General features: G+C 71.3%; 9 protein-coding genes. 4 read left to right on the top strand and 5 right to left on the bottom strand.

What is annotated here, in order from left to right; all coding sequences use genetic code 11:
* Window positions 1-49 precede the first annotated feature (49 nt).
* From AC08OJ_RS02270 to AC08OJ_RS02255, 4 genes are all read right to left on the bottom strand, one after another.
* Window positions 50-1,288, bottom strand: coding sequence for a lysylphosphatidylglycerol synthase transmembrane domain-containing protein (locus AC08OJ_RS02270; protein WP_476594942.1), 1,239 nt, complete (start codon window positions 1,286-1,288; stop codon window positions 50-52).
* A gap of 147 nt (window positions 1,289-1,435) precedes the next feature.
* Window positions 1,436-1,864, bottom strand: coding sequence for an ATP-binding protein (locus tag AC08OJ_RS02265; protein ID WP_476594941.1), 429 nt, complete (start codon window positions 1,862-1,864; stop codon window positions 1,436-1,438).
* Between the two features lie 293 nt (window positions 1,865-2,157).
* Window positions 2,158-2,286, bottom strand: a complete 129-nt coding sequence (locus AC08OJ_RS02260; RefSeq protein WP_462186757.1) for a hypothetical protein — start codon at window positions 2,284-2,286, stop codon at window positions 2,158-2,160.
* A 1,705-nt stretch (window positions 2,287-3,991) separates the two neighbouring features.
* Window positions 3,992-4,657, bottom strand: a complete 666-nt coding sequence (locus tag AC08OJ_RS02255; RefSeq protein ID WP_476594305.1) for a hypothetical protein — start codon at window positions 4,655-4,657, stop codon at window positions 3,992-3,994.
* 422 nt (window positions 4,658-5,079) lie between these two features.
* On the opposite strand from AC08OJ_RS02255, the gene AC08OJ_RS02250 reads away from it, so the two are divergent.
* The 3 genes from AC08OJ_RS02250 (at window position 5,080) to AC08OJ_RS02240 (ending at window position 10,074) form a co-directional block, all read left to right on the top strand.
* On the top strand, window positions 5,080-5,469 hold the full coding sequence (locus AC08OJ_RS02250) for a GroES family chaperonin (protein ID WP_476594940.1): 390 nt from the start codon (window positions 5,080-5,082) through the stop codon (window positions 5,467-5,469).
* 433 nt (window positions 5,470-5,902) lie between these two features.
* Window positions 5,903-6,202, top strand: a complete 300-nt coding sequence (locus AC08OJ_RS02245) for a DUF4193 family protein (protein WP_011435374.1) — start codon at window positions 5,903-5,905, stop codon at window positions 6,200-6,202.
* Between the two features lie 143 nt (window positions 6,203-6,345).
* Window positions 6,346-10,074 (top strand): winged helix-turn-helix domain-containing protein, encoded by a 3,729-nt coding sequence (locus AC08OJ_RS02240; protein WP_476594939.1) that lies wholly within the window; start codon window positions 6,346-6,348, stop codon window positions 10,072-10,074.
* Here AC08OJ_RS02240 and AC08OJ_RS02235 read toward each other — a convergent pair.
* Window positions 10,066-10,452, bottom strand: coding sequence for a hypothetical protein (locus AC08OJ_RS02235; protein ID WP_476591718.1), 387 nt, complete (start codon window positions 10,450-10,452; stop codon window positions 10,066-10,068). The two genes, AC08OJ_RS02240 and AC08OJ_RS02235, sit on opposite strands and share 9 nt — an antisense overlap.
* A 749-nt stretch (window positions 10,453-11,201) precedes the next feature.
* Here AC08OJ_RS02235 and AC08OJ_RS02230 point away from each other — a divergent pair.
* On the top strand, window positions 11,202-12,266 hold the full coding sequence (locus AC08OJ_RS02230; RefSeq protein WP_476594938.1) for a helix-turn-helix transcriptional regulator: 1,065 nt from the start codon (window positions 11,202-11,204) through the stop codon (window positions 12,264-12,266).
* The last annotated feature ends 844 nt before the right edge of the window (window positions 12,267-13,110 follow it).

The raw sequence follows: 13,110 nt of genomic DNA, 5'->3' as shown, positions 1-13,110 counted from the left end.
CGCCTGGGCCGCTCCCGGGCCGCGGTCGCGCCGACCCCCTGCCCCCCGCCTACAGGTCGCCGGTGCGGCGCAGCCAGGCCAGCATGAGGATCCCCGGCAGCACCGGCAGCCAGAAGCTGATCAGGCGGTAGACGAGGACCGCGGTGAACATGGACGCCGCTGTACCACCCGCGGCCGCGAGCCCGAAGGCGAGTGCCGGTTCGATCGCGCCGATGCCGCCGGCTGTCGGCGCCGCGCCGGCTACCATCGAGCCGATGAGGTAGACCCCGGCAACGGACATCAACGTCATGCTGGTGCCGAATGCCCAGACCGTGCAGGCGAGCGCGAGGATCTGGAAGAAGCGTGTCCCTATTTGGGACAGCAGCAGCACCAGAGTCCGGCACGGGGAACGGGCGAGGATCTTCAGATGAGTGTCGAAGGCCCGCACTGCCGGCCGGGCCTTCGACCGGATCCGCGGATGGGCCACGGTGCCCGTCACGAGCGCGCAGACCGCCCCACAGCCGAGCACGAACGGCCCCGGCCCGAGCCCCTGGACAGTGGACCGCAGCGGGTTAGCCAGGGCCGCGCCGATGCCCGAGTCGCTGAGGGTGCCGGCGACCAGGACGATGCCCCCGAGGTGCGCCACCCCGCCGGCCACCTTGATTGACGTGATGGCCGCCAAGGCCGCGGGACGCGTCATCCCGCGCCGTTCCAGGAAACGCAGATGGACCACGATGGCCCCGAGACCCGCGGGCACGATCCGGTTCGCCGCCGCTGCCGCGACCTGCAGGCCGGTCGCGGTGCGTAGCTCGAGCCGCAGGCCGCTGGCCGCCCGCGTGGACAGGCCGTTGGCGAAGTAGAATAGGACCGAGGAGAGCGCGCAGATGACGAGCCAGTGCCAGCGGGGCGCGGGAACGCCGGCCAGCCGTGAGGCCATGTCGCCGCGGAAGCGCACGGCCAGGATGGTGAGGGGAACGGCGAGCATACCGGCGAGCAGGACGTTGCGTCGCCGGGACCGGGCCGATCGGACCGGCCCGAGACGGAGCGCGAGCGGCTCGGCGAAGACGTGGGCGTCACCGGCCGGGGAGGCGACGAGCTCGACCCTCGGTGCCGTTGCAGAGGTCGGTGCCGTTGCAGCCACGTCGTCGGAGTTGCCGCCCGGGTGGGCACCAGAGCGTCGTAGTAGCTGCCGGGTCAACACCGCCGGTGGTGGAAGCGGGGGCGCGGGCGCGGCGCTCTCGGCGCTGTCAGCGCCGAGCAGGACCGGAGTCTCGATGACTACCCCCGTAGGATCGACAGGTGCGATCACGGTCGTGATGCAGAGGAGACGTACGTCACGGTACGCGGCTCGACGGTATGCGGCTTGGCTGAACAGCAGCTGAAGCATCCTTATTGCTAACCTAGCCACCGGAAGTCGCGCGACGACGCTTCGGGAGGAATCGGTCGGCGGCCCTGGTCAGGAGCCGCAAACCGCCTCGATCGGATCCTGTTGGCGTGGCAGGTCGAACCAGACCTGCTTGCCTGACCCCCGGGTGTCCGGCATCTCGACGACACCCCACTGTATCGCCAGCGCGGCGACCAGATGCATGCCCCGGCCCGACTCGTCGTCATCGTGGGCGGGTTTCAGCACCGGCCACAGCGAGCTTCCGTCGTCGACCGCGATGCGGATCCGGTCGTCGCGCAGGGACAGCGTGAGGCACAGGACGGCGCGGGCACCGACGAAGCGCACCGCGTTCGTCACGACCTCACTGACGAGCAGCTGCGCGACCTCGACGGTCTCCGGGCGGCCCCAAGCGGCGAGCAGCTCGGTGACCAGCCGGCGGGCTCGGCTGGCGGCACGGGGATCGGCGGGCAGGTCGAAGCGTGCGCTGAGAGCTTCGGCCACGCCTCACCTTCCGTGGGGTCGTCAGGCACGGTCATCATCCCGGTGCGGGGGTCTGCCGCGTCGCGTTACTGCCACCATGACCGCCCCCCCAAACCTGACCCTCTGTGGTCGTCGAGCCAGGCAACGGCCACGCGATGCATCTGGATACCGCGACCGGGACGTCCGGGCGACGCGACGCGCCGAGGACGGCGTCGGCGTTTCCCCGGCCGGGCGTCGGGCCGGGGAGCCGCGCCGGGGCGGGTCGGCCTCCCCCGCTGGGACGGCCGAGCGGGTGACCGCGTCGGGGGATGGCGTCAGATGACGTCGATGCCGTCCAGCACCGACTCGCGGCGAGCCATCCAGGCCCGCGTGACCTCGTCGACCGCGGTCTGGTCGATGCGGGCCGCCGCCGCCGATAGGTTGCCGCGGGGAGGCGGCACCATGTCCGCATCCGCATCCGCTCGTGCGGCCGTTCGCGGCATGGCAGCCCGACCGGGGTGCGACGAGTTCGGCGGGTCGATCCCGGGTTGCGCGTACCGGCGACCGGAGCCGTGCGGTACACCACCGGTTCCGTCCGGGGCGCGCCCGTCGGGCGGGGTCGGGTTCCGATCGGAGGTCGGCCCGGGATGGTCGGGACGGCCGATGGGCCGTGGGCCGGGCCGGTCCCTCGTCGGTTGCCCACCCGGTTCCACGCGTCGCTCCGGTGCTCGGGGACGGTCTACCCAGGCTCTCGCCCTGTTCCCCGCGGGGCGTCCCGGGGACTCGGCCGGGCCCGGCTGCCCGCGGTCGGGCTGCCCGCGATGCATAGATCCCGGCTGCATAGATCCCGACCGGATGGATTCCGGCGGCGTCGGCCCCGGCTGGGGTGATGGCCGGCCCTGGTGGCGTCCGGGCCCCGGCACCGCGTGACCGGGGTCTGACGGGCCGCCCGGCCCGGTTCCGGTTCCGGTCATCGGGCGCGGCGTCTCGACCCTGGCCGTGGCCATCTCGACCGGACCGGAGATCGAGGGAGCGGGCCGGGACGACGGCACGACGACATCGCCCCGGGCCACCGATGGGTTTACGGCCGGCGGGTAGCTGTCCGCGGTGGACCGGTCCCGGTCCCGGTCCGTGGGGTACCCGCCCGTCGGATACCGGTCCGAGGAGTATCCGTTCGGAGCATGTTGCCGCCCGCCGGGCAGTCGTGGCCGGGCACCGGTTGGCCGCGGAGCACCCCGCTGGGCGGGGTGGGCGTCCGGGGGCGGGTAGCCCGAACGGTCGGAGTGTCCCCCGGACGGCGGGTGGTCGGAGTCTGCCGGGGACCCCATGGACAGGTGGGCAGCTGCCCCGGGCATCGGCTCGGGGAACTGTCCAGGAACTGGGGCAGGCGGCCTGACCGGTGACTGCGGTGGCGGCGGTGGCGGTGGCGCGGGCGGCCTGGCCGCGGGGCGCGCCGGAGGGAACATCCTGGCCTCGTCGCCGGTGGCGGGGTGCTCGCGGTGGGGTGGCCCGGGACGGGCTCCCCGCCCCTCGGGGGCCACCGGCCGGGGATCCGGGCCGGGGTGTTCCGCGCCGGGAGACGCGACCGGACCCGATCGGCCGGATGCCCGTCCGGCGACCGCTCGCCCGATGCCCGCGGCCTGCTCATCCTCCTCGTCGACCTCCTCGTCGACCGCCCGGCTGTCCGGTGCGGCGCCCGGTGACATGCCGGTGATCGCGATGATCGACGCGCAGGGCCAGAGACGGTCGCAGCTCAGACAGAGGTCGAACTCATTCGGCTGATGAAAGTCGATGAGGGTGATCAGCGAGTGAATATGCTCGACGATCTTCGGGCCGACCAGGACCGGCCCACGGGCGATGACGTCGAGCTCGGAGCGCAGCCGCCCGTGATACTGCTCGACGTCAGCAAGGCGCGAATCCTCCATCACCGGCAGCATGCACCATAGCGGGCCAGCGGGCACGAAGGGTGTAGCCCGTTCGGGTTCACCGTCACTGCTGACTCACGTTCCGCTTCTGACCCGCGGTGCCAGATGCCGCCGATGGTTCCCTCTCCCTTACGTGCGGTAAGGATGGGAAGCGGGTTCGCCGGGACGGGCCGCATGGTCATGCCGAGCCGGAGTCCGAGTCGGAGTCCGGACGGCGTGGCCGCGTGGAGGCGCTAATCGCAGATCAGGACCGATCCGGCCGGACCTCGTCCGTGCGGCGGACCTGCCGCATCAGACCCTCTTGAAGCCTGGCGAACTCCTCGATGTAGGGACTTTCGACCTGCCCGGAGGCACCTCCGGGCTCCTTGCCTGGCGCGGACCGGTCAAACGGCTCGAAACCCGCGAACTGCCCGCCCGCACCCGGCGGCATGCGGTCGGGCTGGCCGTCGAACGCGGGGTAGTGCCCACCCCCCGCCGCCTGGAGGCCCCGCTCGGCGGATCCGTCGTACCCGGGTCCGTAGGAGGACGGCAGGCCGTTGCTGCTCTGCGGGACCGCACGGTCCGCGGCGTTGTCGAACGCCGGGTAGTGGGCACCGTTGGCCGAGGCTGTGCGGTCGGTGGAACCGTCGTAGGCGAACCCCGAGCCGTTGGGGCTGCCGGACCCGGGGCTGACCGAGAGCGGGGCGCTGCGCATGCTGTCGCCGGATGCATCCGACTGCTCCGTGGAGAGGAACCCCTCGGAGACCGGGTAGATGCGGGCCGACAGGCTGACCGACATCGGGTCACTGCCGTAGGTGATGACGTCAACCTGGTCCTCCGCGCTGATGCCGCCGCTGCGGGCGAGATCGACGAAGCGGAACAGATCGGCCCAGCGTAGCCCATCGAGGTCGACGCTGATGCGCAATGCCATGATCGTGCCCCATCCCTGAGGTTCGTTACGTGCCGACGGTTACCTGGGCGCCAACGGACGATCGAGGGGTGACCGGCTCGCCCCCCGTCAGCGCCAGCCCGGGCGGCGATGGGCGGCAGCTTATACCGCGTTGGGAGACCATTCCCCATCCGGGGAGGTTCGGCTGGCTCTGCTCCGATAAGGCGAAGTGGGGGTATCGCGTTCTCCGTCGCGTCCCGTCACCCGAGGGCATTCCCCGGCGGAACGTTGGCGGGGAATCAGGACGGCCGGGCGGGCCCTCCGGTGGGGAGGTGTGGGGTGTATGGATGCCGGCCGGGAGGCGTGGGAAGTCCCGGCCGGCGGACGTGGTCGGTCGATCGGGCGGTCGTGAAATGCCGCCTGGGGTGTCACCGGTGATTGGAAGGCGGGTAGTGTCCGACCCTGTGAACGTTGTGTCCGGCGGTGTCAACGGGGTCGGCGCGGCTGGGGTGGGCACGCAATCGGGTGTCATGCAGTCCGGCGCGCTGCCAATCAGGCTCCTGCACGACCGCGTGCTGGTCGAGCCGCGTGAGGATTCCGTGGACCGGCGGTCGAAGGCGGGCATCGTCATCCCCCCGACCGCGCATATGGGGAAGCGCCTGTCCTGGGCGGACGTCGTCGCGGTGGGGACGGCCGTGCGGACCATCCAGGTTGGCGATCGGGTGTTGTTCGACCCCGAGGACCGGGCCGAGGTGGAGCTGCGCTCGACCACCTACGTTCTGTTGCGGGAGCGGGACGTGCACGCCGTCGCGGCGGAGCGGTTGGACGATGGCCTGACAGGTCTGTATCTCTAGATCCGGCTGGTCGGCCCCCAGGCTTGCGTGGCCCTTTCCGACCATCCGATGACGGCGCGGCGTCCAGGTGGTGTACGGTGCCGCATCGATCGAGATGCGGGCGGTCCACCGGAGTCGTGATGTTTGATCATGGCTGTGGCGGGAGTGACACCGCGCCAGCCTGGTGCTGCCTGGCCTGACGCGGTTCCGCCCCCGTATCGTTCGCTCGGCTCTGGAGATCCGCGTTCCGGCCGGGACCCTTGGATGTGGTGGAGGCACCCGGAAATGCGGACACAGGGCATCGCGTCACCTCAATCCTTGGGGTCACTGCGTACTGTAACCAGCCGATGTCCTGAGGTGCCGTGTTCCATGGCTCCTCACGCTCGGCCAAACCCAAGACCGATGGGTTGGCATACCCATTGGGTGAACGATGGCAGGGAAAGGAAGGAGACGCATGGCTCGTGACTTCGACGCTCGGCGAAGCACGGATGTCGAGGAGGACGAGCTCCAGGAACAGAGCCTGGAGACGCTCAAGGCGCAGCGCGCCGGTGCGGCAGCGGACCTGGGGGACGACATGGACGCCCTCGAGGCCGAGCTGGACCTTCCGGATGCGGAGGTACGCGACGAGGAACTGTCGCTGCGGGTACTTCCCCGGCAGGCCGACGAGTTCACCTGCACCCGATGCTTCCTGGTGCAGCACCGCAGCCAGCTCGCGGACGTCCGTCACGTCGTCTGCTCGGACTGCGCGGCCTGAGGGCCGGGTCTCGGGCGGGGTGTCCCTCGACGGCGGGCGGTGCGGATCGGTTGCCCGGTTGCCCGGTCGCCCGAGTAGGCGTACCACTACCTAGCGCGAGCTTGTCGCTGGGGGTGGTGCGGATGCTCGACGAACAGTCACCGATGTCCGGTTCCGTCCGGACCCGTCCCGCCGTCTTTGAGGGTCGGCGGCCCCTCCGTCCGGAGGATGCCGCTCTCCGTCCCGGGGAGGAGGATCCCGCGGACGGTCCCGAAAGCCTGCCGCTGCTCCTGAACCGGTTCGTCCCCCCGCCGACCCCGCCGGGTCATGTCGATCGACCACGGCTGCTCGACGCACTCGACGCCGCTACCGCCCTGCCCCTCACGGTGGTGCGGGCCCCGGCCGGCTCGGGCAAGACGGTGCTGGTCGCGGCCTGGGCCGCGGGCCGGCGGGGGGAGACGCCGATCGTGTGGGTGCGGGTCGATCCGGCGGTCGTCCCCGGCCCGCGTGGCGGGGAGCCGGGCCTCCCACTGTGGCCGCAGCTGCTGCACGGGCTGGGACGACACGGTCTGCTCCCGGCCGGTGAGGGCCTTGGGAGCCGGTACGGTCCCGCGGCCGACGATCTTTGTGATCGGCGTTACCGATGGCTCGCCAACATCCTCGCCGACCTCCCGGCGTCCTTCATACTGATCCTCGACGACGTGCATCTGATCACCCGGCGTTCGGACCTCGACGGCCTCGAACTGCTGATCGACGCGGCCGCGGACCGGGCCCGGATCATTCTGGTGGGCCGGACGGTGCCCGTGGCGCTGCACCGGCTGCGGGCTGCCGGGTGGGTCACCGAGATCGGCCCGACGGATCTCGCCTTCACCCGGGCGGAGGCCGCCGCCCTCCTGGGCCGGCAGGAGATCACGGCGTCGCCCGCGACGGTGAGCGGTCTCGTGCACGTCACCGAGGGCTGGGCGGCCGGGCTGCGGCTGGCGGCCGGGGCGCTCGCCGCACGGGAGCGACGACCACTGCCGGGGGCGGATGGGCGGTGGGAAGCGGCCGTCGCATCCCCGTCCGGTGGCCTCGGTGACACGGCTGGTTTGTCCGGCGCCGTGGCCGGCCATCCCGCGATCGCCGATTTCCTGCAGGCCGAGGTGATAGCCGGTAAGCCGCCGCCGGTACGCCGCTTCCTCCTGCGGACCAGTGTCCTGGAGCGCATGACCGGGCCGCTGGCGGACGCCGTCGCGGCCGAGCGGATGGATGCGGGCGCCCTGGCGGCGGATACCGGCTCGCGTGCCGCGCCGCCGCCGGACGCCGACGCCGCGAGCATGGCGATGGGCCCGCCCGGCGAGTGCGGCCCCGGGGACACGCCGGCACCCACGGTAGGTGCGCGGGTGAGCGGGAAGGAAGTTCTGGCGGCACTCGCGCGCGCCGACGGCTTCGTGGTTGAGCTCGACCACGACGGCGGATGGTTCCGCTTTCACCGGCTGCTTGCCGCGGTGCTGCGTTCCGCGTTGGCCGCGGACGGCGACGAGGACACCGATGAGCTCCACTTGCGAGCCGCGATCTGGTTCGCCGCGCACCGTCGGACGACGGATGCGGTACATCACGCCGCGCATGCCGGGGACTGGTGGTACGCGGCCTGCCTGCTCGTCGATGGGCCCGAGATGGTGGACGCCCTGCACGGCGGCGCCGCGGGGTTCGGCTCGATCATGACGGCGATGCCGGACTCCCCGGCCTTGTGGTCGCCGGAGTGCGCACTGGTCGCCGCCGTGGGCCGGCTGGGCCAGGGACAGGTGGGGGCGGCCACCAGATGCCTGCAGGTGGCCCGGGGGAGCATCGCCGCGGCGGTCGTGTCCCGTCGTCGCGCGCTCGTGGTCCGAGCCGATCTTGTCGACCTGCGCCGGGCGGAGCTCGCCGGGGCGTGCGAGGAGATGCTGAGTATCACCCGCCGGTTGCTACGGTCCCCGGGCAGGCCGGGCGCCGTGCCACAGCCGGTTGATCCGGCGGTTGCCGGCGTGACGGGGCGGGCGGAGGCCGCGGGGAAGGTCCGGCCACGACCGCCCGTCGGCGTGCGGCCGCCGGGAGATCCCCGGTTCCTGCCTGCTGGTCCTGCCGGCCCTGCTGGTCCTGCCGGTCCCATCGGGGCCATCGGGGGCGCCGAAGGTCCCGGACTGGAGCCGTCCGGTGTTCGACATGATCACGTTGGGGAAGGCGCGGCCCGCCCCGGCTCCGTCGTCGGTGGGGCCCAGCCGGACCGCCCGGCCGGGATCGTCGCGCGATCGACCAGCGGTGGCGGGGGCGTGGGTGGTCCCGACGGGATCGTGGCGGCTGTGGCTTGGTGTGCGCGCGGGCGGGCGGAGCTTTGGCTCGGCCGTCCCGACCTGGCGCTGGAGGCGTTGCGGGAGGCGATGGCGGCGGCCCGGGATGGCGGTCTGCGGACGGTCGAGGCATCGGCGTCCGGGGCGATGGCTCTCGCCTACGTGCTGCGAGGTCGATTGCGGCAGGCCGAGTCCAGCGCGGCAGTGGCGGTCGCCACCGCCGCTGTGATCACTGCCAGCCCGGTCGATCCCACGGCCGTCCCCGCATCCTCGGATGGTTTGACCGACATGCCGGCCGGCCTGGTCGAGGCGCATCTCGCCCATGCGATGGTGGCGGCCGCCCGGGTCGACGACGTGCGCGTCACGCACCATCTCGACCTCGCGCGGATGGCCTTCACCCCGGCGCATCCTCCATACCTGCTCGATCTGATCGTCGTGCTGGAGGCGAGGGCACGATGCCGGCGTGGGGAGGCGGACGATGTGCGGGCTGCCCGCCGTCTCCTGGCGTCGCGAGGACGGCCGGCCGGACCGCCGCTGTGCCTGTCGCTGTGGCGCGCCGCCGAGACCGACCTGCTGATCGCCGTCGGGAACGCCCAGGCTGCCCGGCAGCTGCTGGGACAGCTGGCCGACACCCGCCGGCCGGACCATGCTCTCGCGCTCGCGGCGGCCCGGGCGAACCTCGCGTGCGCTGATCTAGAGGGAGCGGAGCACGCGGTGGCGGCTCTGCTGCGGGCGGATGGCGGCGGAGGCGGTTCGGTGGTGTCGGCATGTGTGGTGGCAGCGGTGGCGGCCGCGCGGCGTGACGACCACGGGCGTGCCACCGACCTGCTGGCGCGTGCCCTCGCGCTCGCCGAGGACGAGGGACTCGCTGGCCCGTTTCTCGAATTCGGCGGCGAACCATTGGCGATCTTGGATGCCCATCCCGGTCTCTCCGCCGCACATCCGTTCTTCGTGTCGACTCTGCGGGCCCTGGCCACGATGGCGTCCGCCGCCGCGGTGAATCCGCGGACGCCGACCGACGGCGGACCGGTCATGGCCGTCTCCGGGGCGGGGGTGCCGCCCCTGGGGGTGCCGCCCGTGGGGGTGGCCGGCCTGGGGGCGCCAAGCGGGGGGATGCCGAGCGGAGAGGTGGCGGTGCCCGCTCCCGCGTGGCCGGCCACCCCACGTCAACCCGTCATGAGTGGGCGAAAGGCACGTCCGGCCCTTATGACCCCCGCGGCGCGCTCGGCGCCGCCTAACTGTGACCGTCAGGGGGCCGACGTCCCGCGCGGCCCTCGCTCCGGTCCGGCGGGCCACGGCCTTGGGGTGGGAACGAGTCCGATCTCTCTAGGGCAGCCAGAGGCGCGCGAGCGCTCACCCGGTTCCATGGACGGGCGGGGACCCGGGGCGGGTGACCGGCTCAGCGACCGGGAACTCGCGGTCCTCAGCTATCTGCCGACGATGTTGACGACCGCCGAGATCGCCGCCGAGCTCTTCGTCTCCGTGAACACGGTGAAGACGCACCTGAAGAGCATCTACCGCAAGCTCGACGTGCCACGGCGTCGCGATGCTGTACATCGTGCGCGCGAATTGCGTCTATTGTAAATAGTCATACCCGGGACCCGTGTGACCGGGACCCGTGTAGCCGGCATCGAGGTAGCCGGCATCCGTCTGGATCGTGTCGGACCCGGGCTGCGGTGGGCCGTACCGGTATGTGCCGAGCGCCGCCGTTCGTTCGAGGTACCGCCCGATCGGGCCGGGACCAGGCCCGATCGGTGTCCGCCCCGGTCCGCGGGTACGCGCGGTGGCCCGTGCCGGTGCCGGCAGGAAGGCATGGAGCAGGCAGATCATCGATGTCACGATCCCCATGATGATCAGGATCAGGCCCAGAATCTGGAGATCCACTCCGGTGGTGCGCCAGGTGAGCGCGTAGCGCAGGATGGCACCCATCACGACCAGGAAGACCGACCGCCCCAAGGTCATCGCCTTCGTACCTCTACCTCTTTCCTGCCGTGGCTTTGGTCTCCCGCCGTGGCTTCGACCGGGGGCTTCGGCCGGTCGATGATCGGCGCATGGCCACATCGCGGGCCCCGGCCGCGCTCGATGGTGTCCGCGCTCGATGTGTCGTCGTCGTGGAGCGGCACCATGGGATGGGTGGTCCGTGCAGGGAGCGGGGAACTCCATCCCTCCGGGGCAGGCCGCGGGCCGCTGGCGAAACTGTGCGCTGCCGTTGTGGATACCCTGCGTGACCAATGTTCATGCTGTCGATGTTGGTCGGGATCCGAGGCTCACCCGTGCCGGAGGACGTTTTCCGGCTTCTTTCGCGACCGCGATCGAAGCCGGGGGAGCCAATCTCGTACTTGTGAGGTAGCCCCGACGGGCGGTGCCAGTGGGAGGGAAAAATCACCTCGAGCCACTGCCGGGGGCTGCCGGACGGCGTCATCCCAAACGTTTACGTGCGTTAAGGTCGCGTTTTCCCCGGCTGCGCCGAAGGTACGGGGTGAGTGTGATCAGGGGGCGTGGGTGACCGCTGGCGTAGCGAGGGAGATGGGCCCTACGCTTGCCGAACCTGTCCAACTTCGCCGGAAATCAACCTGGCGGCATCGTCCCTAGCGGACGAGGCCTGGCGTCGGTTCTGAGTTCTGACCCCCCTGGAGGCACGTGTGACCGACCGAGTTTCCCGCCCGCATGATGTTATCGGTGAGGACGCACTACATCGGCCACGAATTGGCGTGACCGTCGACACATCCGCCGAGGCCGCTGCGGCGGGCCGGGTCGCGAGGCGTGTCTCCGCGAGCTCACCCGCACCGCTGACCCCGCCGCACCGCTCGCCGACCACCCGGCATTCCGCCGCCACCGGCGCCGGTGCGGGGCGACCGCTTCACCAGCGCTCCGTCCCACCGGGGAGCGGTGTGCCGATGGGCCACGGCGAGGTGCCGAGCGGCAGCGGCCGTGCGGTCCCGGCTGGCGGCCCGCCCGTCCGGTCCGCTCCGGTGGCGCGTGCCGCGCCGATGCCGCGGGACCTGGCTCTCGGCGCGGCCGAGTTGCGCGGCATCCTGCGCGTGGTGGAGGACTGCGAGCGGGCGTCGTCGCTGGCATCCTTCCGCGAGCTCGCCCTGGACGGCATGGCCCGGCATCTCGGTTACCGGCATTCCGCCTTCTTCCTGGGCTCCTCGCTCGAGACCGCCTTCCAGGACGCCCGGCCCACCGGTCGCGGGCTGGCGCTTCGACTCGCAGGCCCCTACCTGGAGCGTTACCGGGAGCTGGAGGCCCTCAGCAATCCGGACAGCCTGCGTTTGGTCCGCGAGCGAGGGCTCGCCACCCTTGACGATCTCGGCATCCCGGAACGCCCGGAGGTGCGGATGCGCCTGGAGCGGTTTCTGCGGGCACACGGCATCCACGCGAAGCTGCTCATCCGCCTGTTCGGTCCGTCGAACGTGGGCGCCGTGGTGTCCCTGTTGGATTCTCGGCCGGGCGCGTTCGGACCGCGGGACCGCGCCGTCGGGGCGGTTCTCGGTCGGCACCTCGGTAACCTTCTGCGGTTCTACATCCGGGCGGACCCGGGTCCGTCGGTCGCGGGCAAGCTGTCGGCGCGCGAGCGCGACGTCGTCCGTCTCGTCGCCGAAGGCCGTTCCAACCGCCAGGTCGCCGAGGCGTTGTGCATCAGCATCGACACGGTAAAGCACCATCTCACCCATGCGCTCGTGGCGACGGGGTGCACGAACCGGACCCAGCTGGCGATCGCGTGGCAGCGGGAGACGAGCGCGTTCGCGGCCCCCGGCAACCCGCGGCCCTGAAACTGTGACGTCATGAGGTCATGAGGCTGCTGCCGTGGATGTTCGATCCGCGGGATCCGCGGCGGTGTCGATGATCTACGACCTCGATCCGAGCCGCGAACCCCGGTGCGCGACCGCGCGGGGCGCGGTCGCCGGCACCTGATCCTCCGATGGCGGCAATCATGATCGACCTCTCCGTCGGGGCCGCCGGCATTTCGGCGCGAAGGGATAGAGGCGAGAGGCCGGTCCCGATGATCGAACAGTGGCGGGAACGGACACGCTGCGTGTCCGTTCCTGGTGCCGACGGTCGCGTGTCGATGATCCCACTCGAGTAACAAAGCCGGTCCGTGGTAATCGATCTGGCCTCGCCTGACCGGTCCCGACGGTCATGTCCTGCGCGCCCCGCGACGACTGTCGCTTATTGTAGCTGAAATGTTGCCATTGGCATCCCTATTGAGGTCGTTTCCGGAAAGTTGATCGGATAAGCTTGCGATCGATGGCGCGCTGTGACTAGGTTGGCCGATGTCCCTTCTGGTCCGCATGGGGTCTGAAGGAGTCAGTCCCCGCCCGTCAGCGCCTGACCCGGCTGGCGGCGACCACGATCGATTTTCAGGACGGTGCCCGCCCGTGGTTCCATACCTCCCGGGGCATCGTCCTCGCATCCGATTTCTCCAGGCCCTGCGCATGCGGGCGTGTGTTGCCGGGAAGTAGCCACATCTGTTCATCGCCGCATTGGGTGATCGATACCGAAGAGAAACCGCTGCGACCGGCGACCGGGATAGCGACCTGCGTGATACTCATTCGTAACCTCCATCGATGGCCGCGGCGATTGATGACGTCGCCCGGTGCACACCCCTGCAGGCTC

This window comes from Frankia sp. CgKIO3 (assembly GCF_977946435.1).
The sequence above is the reverse complement of the archived record's forward strand: the minus strand, read 5'-3'. Positions and strand labels throughout refer to the sequence as shown.

Bases quoted from the DNA above. Each gene is read 5' to 3' on its own strand.
- AC08OJ_RS02260 (WP_462186757.1), bottom strand. From the start codon at position 2,286: ATGGTGCCGCCTCCCCGCGGCAACCTATCGGCGGCGGCGGCCCGCATC.
- AC08OJ_RS02255 (WP_476594305.1), bottom strand. From the start codon at position 4,657: ATGGCATTGCGCATCAGCGTCGACCTCGATGGGCTACGCTGGGCCGAT.
- AC08OJ_RS02245 (WP_011435374.1), top strand. From the start codon at position 5,903: ATGGCTCGTGACTTCGACGCTCGGCGAAGCACGGATGTCGAGGAGGAC.
- AC08OJ_RS02240 (WP_476594939.1), top strand. From the start codon at position 6,346: ATGTCCGGTTCCGTCCGGACCCGTCCCGCCGTCTTTGAGGGTCGGCGG.
- AC08OJ_RS02235 (WP_476591718.1), bottom strand. From the start codon at position 10,452: ATGACCTTGGGGCGGTCGGTCTTCCTGGTCGTGATGGGTGCCATCCTG.